Origin of the sequence: Acinetobacter sp. LMB-5, assembly GCF_001541635.1 — a bacterium.
Taxonomy (GTDB): domain Bacteria; phylum Pseudomonadota; class Gammaproteobacteria; order Pseudomonadales; family Moraxellaceae; genus Acinetobacter; species Acinetobacter pittii.
Genome location: NZ_LRDR01000003.1, coordinates 258157 through 279314, shown reverse-complemented (window position 1 = coordinate 279314; position 21158 = coordinate 258157). Strand labels below are relative to the sequence as shown.

Sequence of the window (21158 nt, the reverse complement as noted above, 5' to 3'; positions counted from 1 at the left end):
GATTAAGAGATTAGTGTTCATGGTTATAGAGAAAAACATAAACCTGCTTAAATATTTAAAAAATAAAATTATAAAATTTTACCTTTTTTATATTACGAAGCTAACTATATTGGCTCTTACATTTTTTGGATTTATTATTTGTTCAACCATCTATGCAAAAGAGACATTTAATGTTGAATTGAAATGTAAAGGGCATGATCAGGAATATTGTGATGTCGTAAAAAATGCTGATAATAAAACTAATTTTATTTTAAGAGACATGAGATACCCGGAGGTTGATAAAGTAAATGAAAATATTTTTCATACTTATGGTAGTTGTGGGTCACCATGTCAATATCATTTTTTTATAAGTAAAACAGAGGAAGATCAGACTAAAGAGTTTATTACTTTAGATAAAAATAATAATTGCCTAGTTGAAAGTGACTCTAAACGAAATCTTATTTATGCTAGAAAACTTTTTAATAAAAATAAAAAAATGATTGTTGATTTGAAAAATAAAGAATTTAATAATATTCCAATCGATGTTGGTATATATAACTCATTTCAAGAAAGTTTATATTTTGATGATCAAGGACAGCTACATTTAGTAGCAATGTTAGCTGATGTTGATAAAAATGGTGATAGCTTATACTTTAATAAAATAATTAAGAAAGCTTGTGAATAATAGAAAGAATGATTGCGAAGATTTAAAATCTTTCTAAATATAAAACTTATGACAGATTTAAATGATTGTAAACTATACAATTTAGAAAAAGCCCAACATAAGTTGGGCTTTGTTTTTAAGTCTCTACAATTCCTTCTAAATCTTCGAGCTTATAGTTCGGCATATCAATAATATGGGTTTGAATACCCTCTTGCACATAATCATTCATATGAGGATATAACCAGCGAGTGATCTGTTCGGCAACACTTGAGTGATACTGAATTTCAAAGTGATTTAAGCCATAAAACACGGCTTTATGTGAGTCTGGAACCTTAAGCTGAAAACGTGGATTAGGGTGTTCGCCTAGCGCGCTTTTTACACTCACTAAGTAGTCGCCAATAACAGTCAACGCTTTATTGCGGACCTTTTCAAATTCTAAGGTCCCTGCTACTAAAAAGGTGTTGATATGGGAAGGCAGTGGAGCAGGCGCGCGGTTATCATCCATCATACCAATACGGGCATCCATATGTTCCCAATCATCATCACGAACGCTGCCGTGACGTAAGTCTAAAATACCATTACTGCGAATATTAACCAGTTGACCGAGTAAGCCGACAAAAGGGAAAGCCCCAAGTTTATCTTGTATGGTAAAGCCAAAGCGCTCTAAAACTGCCCCATGATGTGGAGAGCCAATACAGACTAGATTCTCGACCATATGAATCCATTGATACATATTTTGTTTGCCATAAAATAAGGCACTACGAGAGACTAGCCCGCCCATACTATGGCCAATGATATCGATGCTGGTAATTCTTGGATTACGTTGGACCAAGTCTTCTAATAAGTTTGAAAAACTGCGTCCATTAGCTGAAATGCGTCGACCTGTATTGTAATTTAAATACAACATGGTGTTATGGTCACGCTGTGCTAACAGACGCTCACCAATGCCACCATAGTGTGCATTTGACCAAGTCAGATGGTTCATACACAAACCATGAGCCAAAATCACAATACGGCCTGCGAGTTCCCCTTGTTGTATTGCACCGTAGTGATCGTATAGCACCATGGGTAAGGCGAGGGGGCTATGCTGTTTCAGTAGATAATCCCCAAAAATCCCATTCAAAATTCCGACTAAAAAATGTAAGCTCGGGGTGAGTGGTTTTTCGTGAAGTGTGGGATATTTTTCAATAATATGACGTAAGCTTGGCGCTAAAAAACAGCTACCGTATTTTTGTAAAGCACCATAAGAAAATTGATATGCCTTTTGCACAAATGGTCGTTTTTGAAAGTTTTTAGCATTTTGTGTGCTCACACCAAAAGCATTTTTTAATACTTCAATATTAATAACTTGTATTAATTCATGTACACCATTTAAGCTGGTACTGAACAGTTGAGCTAAACCTTCTAGTACGTCTGCCTGACTCGGTGGCGTACGATCCCATTTACAATAAGTTTCATGTAGTGGTGTTAAGCTCGGCATATCTTTTCCCCATATACGTTATAACCGACGTTTTAAACTGTACTTTTTATCAACGGCAGTAAACGTTTCCATCTTAGTAGTTTAAATAACACATGTTTTTAAAATACTGATGAATGGTTAGTTGAGTGGTTTTTCTTGTCTGACAATAGTGTTTTTATATACAAACTGAGAACAAAAATGTGAATTTATTCTCAATTTAGAGGGAAAATATATGAATATTATCTACCTCCATGGCTTTAATAGTAGCTCTCTTTCAATTAAAGGGCTGAGCCTTAGACAGTATTGTAGCGAATTGGGCATAAATGTGCATTTGCCAGACTTAAATAGATCTCCTGATCTAGTGGTTGAGCAAGTTTCAGCGCTAATTGAATCGTTGCAAGACGTGGCTTTAGTTGGTAGTAGTCTCGGTGGTTTTTTTGCGACATATTTTGTCGCGAAATATAATGTTCCAGCTGTACTGATTAACCCTGCTATGCAACCATGGAAACTGTTTGATGAGTTATTTCAAGTTGAAAGTATGCCCTATGTGGTGAATGATCAATGGTCAATTGACCATGTTCAGTTACGGCAGTTACAACAACTGGAACTGAAACAACCTGAAAATGCCGACAAAATACTCGTCTTATTGCAACAAGGCGACGAAATTTTGGATTATCGTCAAGCACAACGCTATTATAGTGCTGCAACGCCATCCTCATTGATTTTGACGGATGCTCATGGCAATCATGCTATGGAAGATTTTGAAGAAAAATTACCGTTAGTGATCGAATTCTTTGCGCACACCATCAAATAAGGAAAACGTACAACGTGACACAATATACGGCTCAATCGCTTGAAGTTCTTTCTGGTTTAGACCCTGTTCGTCGTCGTCCAGGGATGTATACCGATACGACTCGACCTAACCATTTGGCCCAAGAAGTTATTGATAATGCTGTTGATGAAGCATTAGCTGGTCATGCCGACAAAATATGTGTCACGGTTTATAAAGATGGTTCGTTGTCGGTTGAAGATAATGGCCGTGGTATGCCAGTGGATATTCATCCTGAATATGGACAAAGTGGTATCGAAATCATTCTGACCAAGCTCCACGCAGGCGGTAAATTCAGTACCGATAACTATCAGTTTTCAGGTGGTTTACATGGTGTGGGGATTTCGGTTGTAAACGCTTTATCAACACGTGTTGAGGTTGAAGTTCAGCGTCAGGGTAATTTATACCAGATGGCCTTTGAGCAAGGGGAACCAGTAGCACCTTTAGCGGTCTTAGAAGGTAAAGCACCAAAACGTGCGACTGGTACAACTGTACATTTTTGGCCAGAAGCTAAATATTTTGATAGTCCAAAATTTGCGTTAAAAGCACTGAAACACAATTTAAAAGCCAAAGCTGTTTTAGCTGCTGGTTTAAAAATTACTTATATCGATCAAATTAACGATGAAAAAATCGAATGGCAATTTGAAAATGGCCTTGTTGATTACTTGATGGATGAATTGCAAGACCGCGAAATTTTGCCAAACCCTGCATTTGTAAGCAGCGGTCAGGCAGACCGTGCGGCATGTGAATTTGCGATTTGTTGGAATGTGGAAGGCGGTGAACAGGTTCAAGAAAGTTACGTCAACTTAATTCCAACTGCACAAGGCGGTACTCATGTGAACGGTTTACGTTCAGGTGTTACCGAGGCATTGCGCGAGTTCTGTGAGTTACGTAATTTGCTACCACGAAACCTCAAAATTTCGGCAGAAGATGTTTGGGATGGCGTGAACTATATCTTGTCACTCAAGTTCCAAGAGCCACAATTTTCAGGTCAAACCAAAGAGCGTCTTTCGAGTCGTGAAGCATCAAATATTGTTTTAAATATTGCTAAAGATGCTTTCGCACTCTGGCTCAACCAACATGCTGAAATTGCCATGCAGCTTGCTGAAATGGCAATTTCTAAAGCAGGGCGCCGTTTAAAAGCTGCGAAAAAAGTTGAGCGTAAAAAGATTGTTTCTGGCCCGGCTTTACCGGGTAAGCTGGCGGACTGCGTGGGCCAAACACGTGAAGAAAGTGAACTCTTTATTGTTGAGGGTGACTCTGCGGGCGGTAGTGCCAAGCAGGCGCGCGATAAAAACTTTCAGGCCATCATGCCAATTCGTGGAAAAATCTTAAACACATGGGAAGTTTCTTCTGATGAGGTTTTGGCTTCTCAAGAGGTTCACGATATTGCGATTGCGATTGGTGTAGACCCTGGCAGTGATGATTTATCTGAACTGCGTTATGGCAAAATCTGTATTTTGGCCGATGCCGACTCGGACGGTTTACACATTGCGACTTTGCTTTGTGCTTTATTCGTTAAACATTTTCCAGCATTGGTTGAAGAAGGACATTTGTATGTGGCAATGCCACCATTGTTCCGTATCGACATTGGTAAAGATGTTCATTACGCGCTTGATGATGATGAACTTGAAACTATTTTGAAAAATATTAAAGGTAATCGTAATCCGCAAATTACCCGATTCAAGGGATTGGGTGAGATGAACGCGATTCAACTACGTGAAACGACTATGGACCCGAACACGCGTCGTTTAGTTCAGCTCGATCTAGATGATGTGCATCTAACGGCAGGTTTACTCGACAAGTTACTTGCGAAAAAACGTTCGGCAGATCGTAAGCAGTGGCTTGAGCAGAAGGGTAACTTAGCTGATATCACTGTCTAAAAAGGCGTAAAAAATCCCCGCTCAATTGGCGGGGATTTTTTTATGTAAATCTAAATTGTTGGAAATCACCACAACGATTTCTACCATTAAATTAAAATAGACAGATTTGTATATTTTAATTTAGGTCGTAATTTTTATAACCTGTGGAAATTGAAAAACATCACAATTTGCTCCACCTCCAATTCGATCTACCACTGCAAAATCACTGGGTGCCTCGAAGGTAAGCAAAGGATGATGCCATGTGCCTGCCCGATAATTAATACTTTGCTTTCCATTCGAGACGAAAGCACATAGTTTTGAAATATCAGGAGTATTTTCGTCCAAAGCGGGTGCCACGATAATTAAAAACTTTTGTTGCTGTAGTGGAATAAATGCCTGAGAGCCTTTCGGATGGCGCTCTAGCATTGAAATTTCCAGAGGCAGCACACTGGCCTTAATATTACGGAAAATACTAATTCCTGCCTTTGCTTCCCCTTCAATTTCAGTTTCAACGAGCGCATGATAGCGCTCAGTGTGGGCATCGTTAATATGAAAAAAGTCATGCCCATCGCAACAAATGACTTCTCCAAAGGACTGAAAGTTCTCAATGGTTAATGGCTGAATTTGAACATTCTTCATGATCATGACTTGGCAATTTTTCCCCATAAACGAACACGACTAATACCACCGTCTGGAATCATGTTAATACGAATATGCGAGATTTTTTCATGCTGTAAAATCTCATTCACATATTCATGAATATGATCCATTTGCATCGGTTGGGCTTCTAGTAAGTAAGGCCAAAACATACTTTGAGGAATTAACTGTGCATCGGTTGCATTTTCGAGGTAAACCGCCTGAATAGATGCTTGGGCAGGGAAGTTCCCTTTAAAATGAGCTGTATCAATTTCAAGCTTTTCAATTTTTCCGCTTTTACCCAACGCAAGAATACACCAGTCATAACCCGGTGCACGGCGGCGTTTGGTTTCCCATCCATCGCCCATATTGACTCCGCGACCTGGGTTAATCAAATTACGCGGGTGTCCAAAATGAGCATCACTATAGGCAACTACACGGCCACCATTTTCGAGAGCCAATAAATCGAGAGTTTGTTCGCTGTTAGTTACTTGAATATGAACATCACCATAGACACGTAAACGTGCAATACCGCCATCTGGGAAAATATTGAGGCGTATATGAGTGAAAAGTGCATCATTATTGACCATAAAAATATGATGTTGGCTCGGGCCGAGTTCAGTATTTCCTAAAACATTCTCCCATTTTGCCCCTGTTAGGTCTCCATTTGGTGCATAACATGCTTCTAATGATGCAGATGCAGGATAATTTCCTGTAAAAAAGCTGGTATCAATATCAAGAGCAGTGATTTTTCCACTTACGCCTAACTTCACAATGCACCAGTCATAGCCCGCATGACGCTTACGACGCGTTTCCCAGCCGTCCATCCATTTGCCGTTATCATCAAATTTATCTTCAACAAAAATAGGTGCATCAAATTGCAGCATACGCTTTGCTTCTGCAAAGAAATCATCTGAACACTCAATGACTTGTGCACCAATTCGGGCATCTGCCAAATTGGTTTTAGTATTCAAAATCTCAGGAAGTTCAAAAGCTGGAGCGTGCAATGTTGCCATAATGGGGTATCCGTATTTCTTGTTAAAAACATGATTTTTCATTTAAAACTGCGCTAACACGGAGCGTGCCAAGTCGAGTTTTATACATAAATATATAAGCATGGTGCATGCCAGTTTTGTGGAAAAGCTAAATAAATTTTGAACGATGGCATGTTTTTAGCATAAGCACCCTATAGGTGAATATCTATAGGAGAGTGTTATGAATGTGGTGATTATTGGTGCAGGAATGGGAGGTCTAACCACAGGCATTGCATTAAAGAAATTTGGTCACCAAGTTCGCATTTTTGAGCAAACTGAAAAAATTCTTCATGTCGGCGCGGCAATTTCGCTGTGGTCGAATGGTGTGAAATGTCTGAACTATCTGGGATTAACTGAAAAAATCGCCAAACTTGGTGGACAAATGGATGATTTGGCCTATGTGGATGGTCTAACTGGAGATGTGATGACACAATTCAGTTTACTGCCATTAATTGAAGAAGTGGGCCAACGACCTTATCCAGTTGCACGTGCTGATTTACAAAATATGTTGATGGATGAATTTGGTCGTGATCAGATTTATTTAGGCAAAAAAATGGTCAGTCTTGAAGACAAAGCTGATTATGTAGAAGTTCATTTTGCAGATGGTAGCTCAACGCAGGCTGATTTATTAATTGGGGCTGATGGCACCCATTCACTTACACGGACCTATGTATTGGGTCAGCAAGTACAGCGTCGTTACGCGGGATATGTAAATTGGAATGGTTTGGTTGAGATCTCTGAAGATTTGGCTCCAGCCCAGCAATGGACGACTTATGTGGGCGAAGGCAAGCGAGCTTCTTTAATGCCAGTTGCAGATGGCAAATTCTATTTCTTTTTGGATGTGCCTTTGCCAGCAGGTTTAGACAATAATCGAGATGACTATAAAAAACTTTTAAAACAATATTTTGTTGATTGGTGCCAACCCGTACAGCAGCTTATTGAACGCTTAGACCCGCAAAAGACCAATCGGGTAGAAATACATGATATTGAACCGTTTACTCAATTTTATAAAGGTCGCGTGGTGATTTTGGGTGATGCTGCACACAGCACGACACCCGATATTGGGCAAGGCGGTTGCCAAGCCATGGAAGACGCGATTTATTTAGCGCGTTCTCTGCAAATTAATACTTTGGGGCTAGAGGATGCTTTACGTCGCTATCAAAACAAGCGCAATGAACGTGCCAATGAGTTGGTGCTTCGAGCACGCAAACGTTGTGATGTGACACATATGAAAGATGAAGCTGTTACACAAGCATGGTATGAAGAATTACGCCGTGAACAAGGTGGACATATTATGCAGGGGATTATTAGTAATATTGTGGGTAATCCACTTGATTAAAAACAAAAACAGCAAGGAATTTTCCTTGCTGTTTTATCTTCTAAATTTGGATTTTAGAAGTGGTATTTAACCAATGCACTAACGTTATTTTCATCTCGACCTTGAAGGCCAAATTTATTATTCCACACTGAGTGCTCGATACCGAGGTATAGGCGTGTATCAGGAGAAATGTGTTTACCCACATTCCATTTCCACTGAGTTGTCCAGTTCAACTCACTCGCATGGTCGCCTTCAGCAGTTGACCAGTCAAGGAAACCATCTACCAAGAAATCTTCAGATCCTAATTTTAATGGAATACCATAAACGAACGTCATTTGATAATCGTCGTCAGTTTTGTCATTATCTGCACGGTAGAAGTTTAAATTTGCATATTGGAAATATGGGATATTTAAGTCAACTGCAAAACCATACAAGAAATTGTTGAAGTTATTACCATTTTCTCTATTTCCCTCCCAAGTAGTACTAATGAGTACATCTTTAATTGGGCCATACGACAGTTTTTTACCAGACACTTCGCCTAAGCTTAAACGTGGTGATAATTCAAAATATGTACTTTTATGATCATCTTCGCCACGCATGTGGTCCATGAAGAAAAATACATCAGCGTATTTAACTTTCGCTGCATATTCCAAAGTAATCGTGGTTTCTTTGTCATCTACAACTTCATAGTTTTCACCATAAAGTCCAGTCACACTAAAATCTTGCCAGATTGGTTTCGCCTGAACCATGGCAGTTGCAGATAACAAGGCACAAGTCGCCGCAAGTTGCTTTAATTGCATTTAAATGATCTCCCCCCAAATAAAGCACGCTAAGGATACAGGGTCTTAAGCAAAAATGAAGCCAAATTTGATCAACGGTTAAAAAAAAGCCCACCGAAGTGGGGCGCTAAAAAGTAAATCTTTAATGAGTATTTCTTGTGTTTATTGTTTGGCTCAAATGCGGGGTACGCGAGCTACGAAATGAAGGTAAATGATTAAATAATAAATTCAATAAGATAGCAAAGATACAAGTTGAACTAATGCCCGAATGGAACAAAGTTTGTACCCAAACTGGGAAATGAGCATAAAACTCATGGTTAATAATTGGGATCATCCCAGCTGATAAAGCGGTCGCGACAATAATTAAATTTTTCTGATCGTTATAATCTATCTTTGCCAAAGTGCGGATTCCACTCGCTGCAACCGACCCAAACAAGACCAAACCTGCACCACCAAGTACGGGCATTGGAATCGCTGCAATCAAACGACCCATAATAGGTAGTAGACCCAAAATAATCAGAATGACACCGCCTGCTGCTACGACAAATCGACTCTTGATGCCTGTAATCGCAACCAGTCCAACATTTTGGGCAAAAGCACTTTGCATGAACGAACCAAAAATAGGCGCAAAAGCACTTGAGAACATATCTGCACGAACACCATTGGCGATACGTTTTGAATCGACTTCAGTTCCTACAATGTCTCCGACAGCAATAATATCGGCTGTGGTTTCAGTCATAATCACCAAAGTGACGATCAACATCGACAAGATTGCGCTGAGCTCGAAAGTCGGTAAACCAAATGCAAATAAGTGTGGAAATTGGAGCCATGCGCCTGAACTCACCTGACTAAAATCACCAAAACCCATAAAGTAGGCGAGGGTGGTACCAGCCACAATAGCCAACAAAATTGATAAACGGCGAATGCTTGCTTGCGGCAGCATATTTAGAACGATCACAATGCCTAAGGTCAGCAGGGCCAAAGAGATATTTTCTACGCTACCCCAGTCAGGCGCTTTGTTGTTGCCGCCCATCATCCAGCGAATTGCAACAGGTAACAAAGATAGACCAATAATCGTGATGACGCATCCCGTCACAACAGGTGGGAAAAACCGAATAATTTTTGAAAAGTAAGGCGCAAGGCATAGCCCAATTAAAGAGGCTGCAATGACCGCACCGTAGACAGCAGGTAAACCACCGCCTGTGGTGATAATCGCGACCATGGTGGCCACACCCGCAAAAGATACACCCTGTACCAGAGGTAATTTTGCGCCTAAATATTTGGTTCCGATGGTTTGGATCAGGGTTGCCAATCCACCTACAAATAGGGCTGCTGCAATTAACATTCCGATTTGTGCTGAGCTTAAGCTAGCTGCCGTTCCAATAATCAAGGGCGGGGCTACAATACCACCATACATGGTCAGCACATGCTGTAAGCCGTAAGCAAAACTTTTGGAAATTCCTAAATATTCATGCTCTGGAGAAATCGCATTTTTTTGCTGATGATTCATATTTTTCTCCTATTTATAATTGAGTTAGCTACCGCGATAGGTGGAGTAAGCAAATGGGCTGATCAGTAATGGAATGTGATAATGCTGATTGATGTCTTCTATAAAAAATTGGATACAAACACGTGGGAAAAAAGTTTTGACTTGCTGCGATAAAAAATAAGGGGCAATTTCAAATTCAAGTTGATAAGCACCTTTTGCAAAGTCTGTTATTCCAAAATCACTCACTCGACCATCTTGATTAGTGGTTGCTGTCGCTATCAGCTCATGGGTTGCTGCATGAAATAACTTCACTTCTACGTCTGCAGCTGGTTTACCTAAATTCGTATCTAAAATATGAGTGCTGATCATGCTTGTATTTCCTGAGATAGACGTAATAGAGCAATCGCTGCAAGTTGCTCATGTACAATTGTTTTTTCGATAGCTAAGTCGTTTTGTAGTCGTTCATGTAGCTTTTTTAAAATTTCATCGCTACTGAGGCCTGCCGCTTTAATTAAAAAAATAAAGCCAAACTTTTGTTCATAATCCATGTTGCCTTGTAGCAGAGCCTGTTGTGTTAGTTCATCTAAAGAAATGCCAGCTTGTTCTTTAGATGAAAAATCTTGCTCTTTTGCATTGAGTTGTTTTTTAGCTTGGCGTTCACCAATTTTTGGATGGGTTGCTAATGCTGCCAGTATCTCTTGCCATGACCACATTTGACTTAACTGTTCTGCATATTCCCAAAGAGATGCTTTTGTTGAATAGGGACGATTTGAGATGATTTTTTCGGCCCATGCTTGAATGTGGACACAGTTTTTTAACAAAGTCTTGAGTTGTTCTGGTGGGGCTTGATTAAACTCGGCTAAAAACACTGTTATTCCTAAACTCGTTGTCTTGATATAGAGTTTTAGCAATAACAGTGCCAATAGCGAGTTTTAATTCGTTTAAGGATTTTGAAAATTAAAAATCAATTATTTAGTTATGTGATTTTTATACCAATGTTCAGCAATATCCTGACGACGACATATCCAGACCCGATCATGCATTTGAATATAGTCGAGAAACTTCTGTAGTGCTTTAAAACGGCCTGGACGCCCTAAAATGCGGCAATGCATTCCAATCGACATCATTTTTGGTGCAGTTTCTCCCTCTGCATACAACACATCGAAACTATCTTTCAAATATTGAAAAAACTGTTCTGAACTATTAAAGCCGCCTGGTGAACAGAACTTCATGTCGTTACATTCTAAAGTGTAAGGAATAATCAGATGAGGACGTGATGCGCCATCAGCATTGGTAAGCGTTGTCCAAAAAGGCAGGTCATCACCATAATAATCTGAGTCATATTGTATTTGTGGAAACTCTGCGAGTAACTGGCGTGTATTGGGGCTGTCACGTCCGGTGTACCAACCTATCACTTTATTTTCAAACAGGTTTTCTAAGACAGTTAAAGCCTGCTCCATATGCTGTTTTTCGACTTCAATATCGGTATCTTGATAGTGAAGCCAGCGGTAACCATGAGAAACCACATCATAATCAGCTTGTTTAATCGCTTCTACAATATAAGGGTTGCGGGCAAGCGCCATTGCAACCCCAAAAATGGTCATTGGAAGTTTGCGCTTTTGGAACTCATTATGAATGCGCCAAAAACCAGCACGTGAACCATATTCGTACATAGAGTCCATCGACATATGTTTAGCTGGGTAACTTGCAGCGCCAATAATCTCTGATAAAAACTGTTCTGAGCCATCATCGCCATGCTCTATATGTTTTTCGCCACCTTCTTCATAATTAAGAACAAATTGCACAGCAACCTTGGCATTATTAGGCCATTTAACTTGTGGCGGTTGCCCGTGATATCCGATTAAATCACGTGAATAAGGAGACTTCTGGATTTGCTCAATAAGCTCTGCTCCAGATAGATAAGATTTGGACACGATTGCTCTCCTTTTGTTCAATTTTTCATAAAAATTTAAAAAATCAGCTTGCATATTTTTATAGATGGACTGATATTGAAGGTATGAAGATCTTCAAAATAAATTAAAAGCAGTACGTTTAAGTCAGGAGATAACAAACCATTACACCATCAAAATGTACAATTGAAGTCAGTTCATGCATGCTTAAAACATGCCAACATAAAAAAGTTTTGCATAGAAAAGATCCACAGTAAGAAAGAGAGGATGGTATTTATGAATATTGAAATCCGCACAGATAAAAACATCCATAACAGCGAACGTTTAATTACTTATGTACGTGCAGAACTTACTCAAGAATTCCAACGTCATAGCGAACGTATTACGCATTTTTCGGTTCATTTTAGTGATGAAAATGGGGACAAAGGTGGTGACAAAGATATCCACTGTATGATTGAAGCGCGTCCTTCAGGTTTGAAACCAGTTGCAGTACATCATAAAGCAGGAAATATTGACGCCTCGATTCATGGCGCGATTGAAAAATTAAAACGTAGCCTTGAACATACTTTTGAGAAAAAAGAACACCCGAGAGGTGGTCAACCAGAATTCATTGATGATGAAGTTTAATTTAAAATGCTAAAAAGCCCTTCGGGGCTTTTTTTATATTTAATGAAAATAAAACTATTCACAACATTAGGTTTGCAATGCGATGCAATCAACCTCTAAAATCTTCAGAAGAGATTAGGCATAATAGCCCTAATATATTTTTGAGAGATGGTCATGTTAACCACCCAGCAGCAAGCTTTAATTAAAGCCATAGAAGAATTAGAACTCGCGCAAGTGCAAAAATTACTTGCTGAAGGACTTGATCCGAACTTTATTGATCCGGAACAAGGGCCACCTGTATCAATCATTTGTGATGGAATTTTTAAATGGTGGGAAGATGTATCAGAAGCTTATGAAGCGGGTACACCACTATCAAAAGAAGAAAAGCAACAATCATTACAAGTTTACCTCGATATTCTCGAAGCTTTGATTCAAGCCAAAGCGAATGTACACCTTTGGGATGCAGAAGAGTTTTATGGTCCTTTATGGGATGCGGCAAGCTCGGCATGTGCGCCAGCCGTTCAACGTTTATTAAATGAAAAAGTTGATCCAAACACACGCGATGAAGAGGGACTCACTATTTTATCTTCAATCAGTCAGTTGTTCTTTGATTGTGACTTTGATGAAATAGATTGGTCAGAAGCGCTTCAAGAAGAGCGTGAAACATTAGAATTATTGCGCCAACATGGGGCAAAAATGTCAAAAGAACTAACTACTTGATTGGATAATAGAATGAGAACATTTCAAATTTTAACTTTTGCTTTGACCACTGTTGCCGCAGGAAGTACTTTTGCTGCAGAGTTCTCTTTTGACCGCCCAGGTGCTGGTATGGGAACAGGGATTACTCCAGTTGGTAAATTGGCTTGGGAACAAGGTTTGCCAAGTGCAACTTATACAGAATCAACGGTTGATGGCGTCAAAGAAAAAACCGTAACTGTAAATGAAGATATGTTATTCCGTACCGGTTTAGCTGATGGTTTGGAATTACAATTAGGTTGGCAAGGTCCAGCATGGACTCAAACTAAACGTGCTGGTAAAAAACATGATAAATCAGGTTTTGGTGATGTCAGCATCGGTTTGAAAAAAGCAATTGATCTAAACGATGAAAATTTATCAATGGCTGTGTTAGCTGAAGCGATCATTGCCACTGGAAATGATGAATTTACTGCACATGACGATATTTATAGCCTAAGTTCAGCAGTCGCTTATAAATATAATGACTTAGTAGGCACATCAATTACCATGCGCTACGAAGTACAAAATAGTAACTGGGCAGTAACTGCAATCCCGACGATTGATTATAAAATCGCAGGTAAGCTGTCAGGTTATTCTGAGTTCATTTACCGTAAAGCTGAAAGCCAAGACTACGAATATGGTCTAGGGACAGGTTTAGTCTACGCAGTAAATGATCGTACTCAGCTCGATGCAAGTATCGGGGTTGATTTAGAGGGTCAAGACAAGAGCTACAACGGTGGCTTAGGCGTGGCATTCTTGTTCTAATCGAAGCAATTTAAATTTATGTTAATGAAAAAGCTTATTCATCAGGGAATTCTTTATTTTCTAGCAGTTGCTGTTTGCATGTTTAGCCAGTTGGTTTCTGCGCAAGATAAGCTACTCTCGCCCGAACAAGCTTTTTCATTTTCGGTTGAATCTTCTGAGCCGCATACTGCGAGTTTGTCTTGGCAGATTCAGCCAAATTATTATCTTTATCAGCATAAATTTTCTGTACAACAAGGTACTCAACCTTTAACTTTAAAGTTACCTAAAGCGGTTGCCCAATATGATGAAAATTATGGGCAAAGTCAGGTTTACTACCATCAAGTTAATTTCCAAATTAAGACTAAGCCTTCAGAGCACTATAGTGTGACTTGGCAGGGCTGTGCCAAAGACCGTATTTGTTATCCACCCCAGACCATTGAGTTTCAAACCGATGCAGATGGCTTGGTGGGTGTGCAAAACCAAGCAGGAACAGCGCCAAAAAGATTACTAGATTTAGCGAATACACAATCCGACACTTCCTCGGGTTCAGAATCTTTAGAAAAAGAGCAGAGTACAGAGACAGCAGCTGATCCAACTACACCTCAAATTGCGCAAGATCAGATCTGGTCAGCCAAGTTAATTGAACACTCGCTTTGGTATGGAGTTTTATTATTTTTAGGTTTAGGCATGTTACTCGCATTTACGCCATGTTCTTTACCGATGCTTCCTATTTTAACTTCACTGATCATTCGCGAACATAAAGGTCTAAAGGCTTGGACGATTGCGCTTACTTTTGTGTGTAGCATGGCATTGGTTTACGCAGGCTTAGGTTTAATTGCTTCTTCGGCAGGCTTAAATTTCCAACGCTGGTTACAACAGCCAGCAACTTTAATTGCTTTTAGTTTGCTGTTTATTGTTTTTGCTCTGAACTTATTTGGTTTGTTTGAGCTTCGTTTACCTCAGACATGGTTAAACCGACTTGACCGTATTCAGTCAATGCAACAAGGCGGCACGTTGGTCGGTGCTGGAGTTATGGGTGTCGTTTCTGCGCTTTTGGTGGGTCCTTGTATGACTGCACCACTCGCCGGAACTTTGTTATTTATTTCTCAAACGCAAAATCAGTGGCAAGGTGCTTTGCTTTTATTCTGTCTAGGCTTTGGAATGGGAATTCCGCTATTGCTGGCAAGTATTTTAGGGGCAAAATTCTTGCCTAAAGCTGGTGACTGGATGCATCAGATTAAAGTAATTTTTGCTTTTCTGATGTTGGGATTAAGTCTTTATTTTATTCGTCCTTTGCTGCCAGATTTGGGCATGCAAGTGCTTAGCCTCGTATTAGGCCTTGCTTTTATAACCTATGCTGTTTATCAGTTTTTCTGGAAAAAAGGGCAACTACAAGGGCTCTACGCGATTTTATTATTAATCGTTACACCTTTTGTAGCCTATAACCAATATCAACACATTCAAAATCGAACCTTGCAAAGTTCTAATCATATGGCCGAGTGGCATATTGCGACTAGTGCAGCAGACTTTGAGAAAATTTTAGCGGCAGCACCTGCTGATCGAGCTATTGTGGTTGATGTCTATGCAGATTGGTGTGTTGCCTGCCAACCGATTGAGCACCGTATTTTAAAAGCACCAGAGGTCCAGTCTGCTCTTGCACCTTATTATTTAATTAAGCTTGATTTGAGCCATTATGACCAGTCGCATGAAGCGCTACTCAAGCAGTGGAATATTTTAGGACCACCGACCTATTTATTTTTAAGCCCAGAGCAAAAAGAGATTCGTGCTTTACGTTTAACGGGCGCTTTTAGTCAGCAAGAGCTTTTGCAGCAACTCGCGAGTTTGGCAAAATTTAAAGAATCATAAAGTATCAATAGTTTCGGTCTGATGAAATGTACGTACCTGATTACGTCCCGAAGCTTTTACTGCATAGAGTGCTTGGTCAGCCTGCCGAATAACCAGATAAGGATCTTGTGCAAAAGCTGAACTGCTTATTCCAAAACTCGCACTAATGTGAATAGGATTATTTTGAGCGGTAAAAACAGGTAATTCTTGCAAGGCTTGGCGACAACGCTCAGCAATTTTTTCTGCTTGAATAATATCGGTGTGAGGGAGTAGTAAAATAAATTCTTCTCCACCAAATCGACCAATAATATCCTCGCTACGTAAATTCTCAGAAAGACATTGAGCAATTTCAATTAAGACTTGATCGCCTTGATGATGGCCGTATATATCATTAATTTTTTTAAAATGATCGATATCAAGAAGTACCACAGCATAATCAAATTGTTGTTGGTGTAGCGACTCCAAATGCATGTTTAAACTACGTCTATTTAATACATTAGTTAATGGGTCGATTTGGCTTAAACGTTGAATATAAGTTTCTCGCTGACGCCATTGGGTGAGTAATATTTCAAATAAAACAAAACAGGCCAATAAAATAGGCATAATAAAAAAAGCCATACTTCCTAACCAGAAAGAATTGGTTTGGGCATGATCCATGGCTCTAAAATTAAATAGAGGTGCATACGCTAAAGCACCTGTCATACTTAAATATGTACAAACAGTTAAAATAATTGTGGCAGGTACAAGGGCGCTATAAACAATTTTACGGTCAAATAACACCAAACCCACCCCAATCGTACCCACATAACCGACCATAGTGGCAGGGCTGATACTGCCAATTAAATATCCATCATGACATAGCATAAGTGCAAAGAACTGCACGCTAATGAAAGGAATAACTTTTTGAGCCCATTCATCATTTTTATAGTGATAACAGGGGATTATCAAAGCGCCTAATAAAAATAAGGTAAATAAATTGAGCCAGATTTGTGATTCAACTAAAGGTAAATTTGCCCATTGCCAGACACTTGGTGTAATTAAAATATAGCCTTTCCATAAAATCCAACTGAAATTCATTGCGCAAGCAAGTGTGAGCATCAGTGCGCTTTTTTGTAATGGCGTCCAATTGATGATGTGATTATTGTGGATGAAATCGATTATCACCTGTTTTATTCTATTTACGGGATAAGTGATTAAACGATTTTTCATAATAAATAAGGGCTCCTAAATATAGATGCCTCTTTGTTAGACCATCCTAAAATTGGATTGTTTCAATAATTTATATTTTAAACATAACATGATTTTCAATTTATATATGATGACTTTTTATAAAGAAAATGATGTGAAAAGTTTTGAGGCCTATTCACATCATTTATAAATAAATTAAGTTTTATCGAGTTCGTGTGCAAATTCAGCAATATCTGCCAATGCTTGTTTAGCCTCATCAAACCATGCATTAAACATCTGGAAGTTATGCCACATGCCCGTATAAAGTTTGAATTGAACTTTAACGCCAGCATCTTCAGCTTTTTCTCTAAAACGCTTGGCATCGTCTAATAAGATTTCTTTAGAACCCACTTGAACCAAAGTTGGTGGTAGTCCATGTAAGTCATCGAAAATAGGTGAAACACGTGGGTCATCGGCTGCGATATGATTGCCTATATAGTACTGAGTGCCTGTTTGTAGGGCCTCAATTGATAATAAAGCATCATGTTTTTTGTTAAACCGAAGAGACTCACTCGTGAGTGTTAAATCCAAAAATGGAGACAATAAAATCAGGCCACTCGGCATGAGTTCAGGTTGTTCTTTTAAACGCAAGCAAAGTGCTAGCGCTAAATTTGCCCCGCATGAGTCACCCGATAAAATAATATCTTTCGGTTGGATGCCTTGTACTACCAAAGACTGATAAATGTCATACAGAGCTTCAGTTGCCTCAGGGTATGGATGTTCAGGTGCAAGTGGATAGTCCACATGAATAATCTGCATTTGAGTGCGGGCAGCTAAATCCGTCATAAAAGCATGATGTGTTTTAACACTACCAAGGAAAAAAGCACCACCGTGAATGTGAAAAATCAGCTGAGTCGCAGAATCTTGCGGTTTGATTTCTTCACCTTTAATACCTGCTAGTCGAATCGGGCGCACAGAAACATTTTTTTGTCGTGGAAAAGCACGACACATCTGATCTAGTACAGGGCGTAAGGCAGTAGCTGGCAAATTTAGCTGGCTTGGCTTACGAATTGTTGTTTTAAGAAAAGTTTCTGTAAAATAATATTTCCAAACATTTGATATATTCATATAGCATCCATTTTTATGCTAGTTTCTTGTTTTCTTGTAAATTTTATTTTGCAAGATTACAAGGTTACACGAAACAGTCACATTCAAAAATTGCAATATCTTTGCGACTTCTGAATACTGAAAATCTTGAAAGACCCAAGGATATTACAAAAATGAAAAAGATTGCTTTAGCTTTAGGACTCATTGGTATGGCTGCATTTGCCAATGCGGCTGATTCACTCAATGGAACGGTATGGAAAACGATTGATGATCAGACCAACAAGCCAAAAGCCGTAGTGAAATTTACGGAACAGAAGGACGGAACCTTAACTGCAACCATTCAGAACATTTTGACACCGGGTGAAGAAAACGCTTGTACAAAATGTGAAGGTCCGTACAAAAACAAACCGCTTAAAGGTGTCACCATTGTACATAATTTAAAAAATGTAGGTGGTAACAGTTATGAAAACGGTACGATTTTAGACCCAAAATCAGGTAAAACTTACAAACTGAAAGGTGAGTTAACTGATGGCGGCAAAAAGCTTAAATTACGTGGTTATATTGGCGTTTCTGCACTTGGTCGTAACCAAACGTGGATTCGCGCGAACTAAAAGTTTTAATAAAAAACGAGCCAAATGGCTCGTTTTTTTAGGCTTGAATATTTTGATAGGTGGTTTCATCAAAACCTACAATGAAACCTTGTGAAGTTTTTAAGACAGGTCTTTTAATCAAACTTGGTTGAGCAATAAGTGCTTCAATCAGGTGATCTTCACTGCTTAGAGCACGATTTTGTTCTTCTTCTGAAAGCTTGCGCCAAGTCGTTCCTTTTTTGTTGAGAACAGTATCTTGTCCAATTTCTTTTAACCAGATTTTTAAAGTATCTGCATCAATGCCTTGTTTTTTATAATCATGAAAATCATAGTTAAGCCCTTTAGCCTGTAAGGCATCAAATGCTTTTTTCATTGAGTTACAGTTTTTAATTCCATAAATTTTTAACATTTTATCGGACCATGTCAAAAAGAGAGAGCACACAGCCTAACCCAAAATGCTTTTAAGCACTACTTTATACCGATACTTTTAAAACAAATGAAAATTAATGATTAATCGGAAGAGAAATGTCATGTTATTGTCATAAGACAAGGTAATAATGAGCTTAATAAGAAGAAGTTAAAACTAAAAGAACTTAGCGCAAAATAAGAGACAGAAAAGAGAAAACCCGCATTTAATCATCCTGATCATGCGGGTCTCATTTCAACGTCCAATGTCACATCCTTGCAAATAAACTTATCATAAGTTTATTTTATCTTCCTACGGCGTCCTATCCTTTTGCGTCATCCTGACTGCTTCCCTGTGCCGTGGGGCTATAATGCCGTTAAAGCTGTGTAAGAAAAATACTCAAAAACGACATATGCTGTAAGCGAAAACGACAATGTAAGTGAACGAGTGTTCACTTATTCTTGAATTTTATAGTCGATAATAACGGGTGCATGGTCGCTAAACCATTGATCTTTATAAACCCATGCGTTAATTGTACGTGCTTTCCAGTCTGGCGAGCATGCATGGTAATCAATACGCCACCCTACATTTTTTGCACGAGCTTGACCGCGATTAGACCACCATGAATAAAGTTCTGCTTCTGCGCGAACTACACGGAAAGTATCGACATAGCCAAGTTCATCATAAATATGGTCAAGCCACGCACGTTCATGTGGTAAACAACCAGAAGATTTCTGGTTACCAGACCAGTTTTTGATATCAATACGTTTATGAACAATGTTGTAGTCACCACAAATGATGACTGACTTGTTTTCATCACGCCATTGTTTCAAGATTTTCGCGTATTCACCTAAAAATAAATCTTTACGTGCTTGCGCTTCTTCACCACTTGAGCCCGAAGGTAAGTATAATGACGCAATATGTACTGGATGTGACAAACCTAAATCGAATTCCGCAGAAATAAAGCGGCCTTGACTGTCAGCCAGCTCAAACCCTAATCCATCTTTAACAGAGACAAAGGGTAAGCGGCTATATATTGCAGTCCCCGCATAACCTGCACGCTCTGCTGGAAAGAGATGGGTATGCCATCCTTCGGGTCTAAATTTTTCAGTCCATTGTTCATGGGTAATGCGGCTTTCCTGCATGCATACGACATCGGCATCTGATTGTTCTAACCATTCAAGTAAGCCTTTCGTTACTGAAGAACGTAAGCCATTTACGTTAATGGAAACGACTCGAAGAATTTTTACATCACTTGGATACTGATCCTTTGGTATCATGCGAAAATTTAACCTCAATTGTGAATTTGGAGCACCTCATGACAACGCCTGTGTCATTTTACCCGCAAGCATTTATCGAACTCGCATTATCACGCGGTGTGCTTAAATTTGGTGAGTTTACTTTAAAATCTGGACGCGTGAGTCCTTATTTTTTTAATGCAGGCCTACTCAACGATGGTGAAGCTTTATCTCTTTTAGCGCAAGGCTATGCTGATAAATTAACACAATGTGAAAATGTTGATGTGATTTTTGGACCAGCTTACAAAGGTATTCCTTTTGTAGCAGCGACTGCTGTTGCTTTGTCTCAAGTCCATAACAAAAGTGTGCCATGGGGCTTTAACCGTAAAGAAGCAAAAGATCATGGTGAAGGCGGTGTATTAGTTGGTGCTGCGGTTGAAGGTAAAAAAGTCTGGATTATTGACGACGTAATTACCGCAGGTACAGCGATTCGCGAAGTGGTAACAATTTTGAAAAATGCTGGTGCAACTATTGCGGGTGTGTTGGTTGCGCTAGATCGTCAAGAACGTGGTCAAGGTGAACTTTCCGCAATTCAAGAAGTTCAAAAAGAATTAGAAATCCCTGTGCATGCACTGATTACCATGAAAGATTTAATGGATTATTTAGAAGCGAAAGGCGAAACAGAAGCCCTAGCAAACATGCAAGCTTATCGCGAGAAATACGGGATTTGATTTTTAATAATATAAAAGGAAGGAGCGCTT

General features: G+C 39.3%; 22 protein-coding genes. 10 read left to right on the top strand and 12 right to left on the bottom strand.

Going from position 1 to position 21158, the window contains the following annotated elements:
* Positions 1-19: 19 nt before the first annotated feature.
* Positions 20-664, top strand: coding sequence for a hypothetical protein (locus tag AW165_RS04755; RefSeq protein ID WP_228138732.1), 645 nt, complete (start codon positions 20-22; stop codon positions 662-664).
* A gap of 115 nt (positions 665-779) precedes the next feature.
* On the opposite strand, the gene AW165_RS04750 is transcribed toward AW165_RS04755, so the two are convergent.
* Complete coding sequence (locus tag AW165_RS04750) at positions 780-2123, bottom strand: hypothetical protein (RefSeq protein ID WP_032005011.1); 1344 nt, start codon at positions 2121-2123, stop codon at positions 780-782.
* A gap of 211 nt (positions 2124-2334) precedes the next feature.
* Here AW165_RS04750 and AW165_RS04745 point away from each other — a divergent pair, with 211 nt between their 5' ends.
* Together AW165_RS04745 and parE are read left to right on the top strand one after the other, a co-directional pair.
* Positions 2335-2916: a YqiA/YcfP family alpha/beta fold hydrolase gene (locus tag AW165_RS04745; RefSeq protein WP_060465109.1), complete on the top strand. Its 582-nt coding sequence runs from the start codon at positions 2335-2337 to the stop codon at positions 2914-2916.
* A 14-nt stretch (positions 2917-2930) separates the two neighbouring features.
* A complete protein-coding gene (gene parE, locus AW165_RS04740; RefSeq protein WP_060465108.1) occupies positions 2931-4814 on the top strand; it encodes a DNA topoisomerase IV subunit B in 1884 nt (627 codons plus the stop codon).
* Positions 4815-4934: 120 nt separating this feature from the next.
* On the opposite strand, the gene AW165_RS04735 is transcribed toward parE, so the two are convergent.
* Together AW165_RS04735 and alc are read right to left on the bottom strand one after the other, a co-directional pair.
* Positions 4935-5438 carry an ureidoglycolate lyase gene (locus AW165_RS04735; protein ID WP_060465107.1) on the bottom strand — a complete coding sequence of 168 codons (504 nt, stop codon included), beginning with the start codon at positions 5436-5438 and terminating at the stop codon, positions 4935-4937.
* Positions 5435-6445, bottom strand: coding sequence for an allantoicase (gene alc, locus AW165_RS04730; protein ID WP_060465106.1), 1011 nt, complete (start codon positions 6443-6445; stop codon positions 5435-5437). The genes AW165_RS04735 and alc overlap by 4 nt, the downstream gene beginning before the upstream one ends.
* Before the next feature lie 199 nt (positions 6446-6644).
* On the opposite strand from alc, the gene hpxO reads away from it, so the two are divergent.
* Complete coding sequence (hpxO, locus tag AW165_RS04725) at positions 6645-7802, top strand: FAD-dependent urate hydroxylase HpxO (RefSeq protein ID WP_060465105.1); 1158 nt, start codon at positions 6645-6647, stop codon at positions 7800-7802.
* Between the two features lie 53 nt (positions 7803-7855).
* Here the strand turns inward: hpxO and AW165_RS04720 are convergent, their stop codons facing one another.
* From AW165_RS04720 to puuE, 5 genes are all read right to left on the bottom strand, one after another.
* Positions 7856-8581: an outer membrane protein OmpK gene (locus AW165_RS04720; protein WP_060465104.1), complete on the bottom strand. Its 726-nt coding sequence runs from the start codon at positions 8579-8581 to the stop codon at positions 7856-7858.
* Between the two features lie 121 nt (positions 8582-8702).
* A complete protein-coding gene (locus AW165_RS04715; protein WP_060465103.1) occupies positions 8703-10070 on the bottom strand; it encodes a nucleobase:cation symporter-2 family protein in 1368 nt (455 codons plus the stop codon).
* 24 nt (positions 10071-10094) lie between these two features.
* Positions 10095-10418: a hydroxyisourate hydrolase gene (gene uraH, locus AW165_RS04710; RefSeq protein WP_060465102.1), complete on the bottom strand. Its 324-nt coding sequence runs from the start codon at positions 10416-10418 to the stop codon at positions 10095-10097.
* Positions 10415-10918 (bottom strand): 2-oxo-4-hydroxy-4-carboxy-5-ureidoimidazoline decarboxylase, encoded by a 504-nt coding sequence (gene uraD, locus AW165_RS04705; protein ID WP_060465101.1) that lies wholly within the window; start codon positions 10916-10918, stop codon positions 10415-10417. The genes uraH and uraD overlap by 4 nt, the downstream gene beginning before the upstream one ends.
* A gap of 99 nt (positions 10919-11017) precedes the next feature.
* Positions 11018-11983 (bottom strand): allantoinase PuuE, encoded by a 966-nt coding sequence (gene puuE, locus AW165_RS04700; protein ID WP_060465100.1) that lies wholly within the window; start codon positions 11981-11983, stop codon positions 11018-11020.
* Positions 11984-12235: 252 nt separating this feature from the next.
* Here puuE and AW165_RS04695 point away from each other — a divergent pair, with 252 nt between their 5' ends.
* From AW165_RS04695 to dsbD, 4 genes are all read left to right on the top strand, one after another.
* Positions 12236-12586 (top strand): HPF/RaiA family ribosome-associated protein, encoded by a 351-nt coding sequence (locus AW165_RS04695; RefSeq protein WP_001019316.1) that lies wholly within the window; start codon positions 12236-12238, stop codon positions 12584-12586.
* Between the two features lie 153 nt (positions 12587-12739).
* Entirely contained in the window at positions 12740-13285 is a 546-nt protein-coding gene (locus AW165_RS04690; RefSeq protein WP_005066773.1) for an ankyrin repeat domain-containing protein, read from the top strand.
* Positions 13286-13297: 12 nt separating this feature from the next.
* Complete coding sequence (locus tag AW165_RS04685) at positions 13298-14065, top strand: transporter (protein WP_060465099.1); 768 nt, start codon at positions 13298-13300, stop codon at positions 14063-14065.
* Positions 14066-14083: 18 nt separating this feature from the next.
* Positions 14084-15910, top strand: a complete 1827-nt coding sequence (gene dsbD, locus AW165_RS04680; protein WP_060465098.1) for a protein-disulfide reductase DsbD — start codon at positions 14084-14086, stop codon at positions 15908-15910.
* Here dsbD and AW165_RS04675 read toward each other — a convergent pair.
* Both AW165_RS04675 and AW165_RS04670 read right to left on the bottom strand, forming a co-directional pair.
* Positions 15905-17098 carry a GGDEF domain-containing protein gene (locus AW165_RS04675; protein WP_060465097.1) on the bottom strand — a complete coding sequence of 398 codons (1194 nt, stop codon included), beginning with the start codon at positions 17096-17098 and terminating at the stop codon, positions 15905-15907. The two genes, dsbD and AW165_RS04675, sit on opposite strands and share 6 nt — an antisense overlap.
* 174 nt (positions 17099-17272) lie before the next feature.
* A complete protein-coding gene (locus tag AW165_RS04670) occupies positions 17273-18184 on the bottom strand; it encodes an alpha/beta hydrolase (RefSeq protein WP_004790086.1) in 912 nt (303 codons plus the stop codon).
* Positions 18185-18336: 152 nt separating this feature from the next.
* On the opposite strand from AW165_RS04670, the gene AW165_RS04665 reads away from it, so the two are divergent.
* On the top strand, positions 18337-18774 hold the full coding sequence (locus AW165_RS04665; RefSeq protein ID WP_002121971.1) for a DUF2147 domain-containing protein: 438 nt from the start codon (positions 18337-18339) through the stop codon (positions 18772-18774).
* 37 nt (positions 18775-18811) lie between these two features.
* Here the strand turns inward: AW165_RS04665 and AW165_RS04660 are convergent, their stop codons facing one another.
* Both AW165_RS04660 and AW165_RS04655 read right to left on the bottom strand, forming a co-directional pair.
* Positions 18812-19162 carry an arsenate reductase gene (locus AW165_RS04660; RefSeq protein ID WP_060465096.1) on the bottom strand — a complete coding sequence of 117 codons (351 nt, stop codon included), beginning with the start codon at positions 19160-19162 and terminating at the stop codon, positions 18812-18814.
* 452 nt (positions 19163-19614) lie between these two features.
* Positions 19615-20439: an exodeoxyribonuclease III gene (locus AW165_RS04655; RefSeq protein ID WP_016142748.1), complete on the bottom strand. Its 825-nt coding sequence runs from the start codon at positions 20437-20439 to the stop codon at positions 19615-19617.
* A gap of 38 nt (positions 20440-20477) precedes the next feature.
* Between AW165_RS04655 and pyrE the strand changes: the two genes are divergently transcribed.
* Complete coding sequence (gene pyrE / locus AW165_RS04650; protein ID WP_060465095.1) at positions 20478-21128, top strand: orotate phosphoribosyltransferase; 651 nt, start codon at positions 20478-20480, stop codon at positions 21126-21128.
* The last annotated feature ends 30 nt before the right edge of the window (positions 21129-21158 follow it).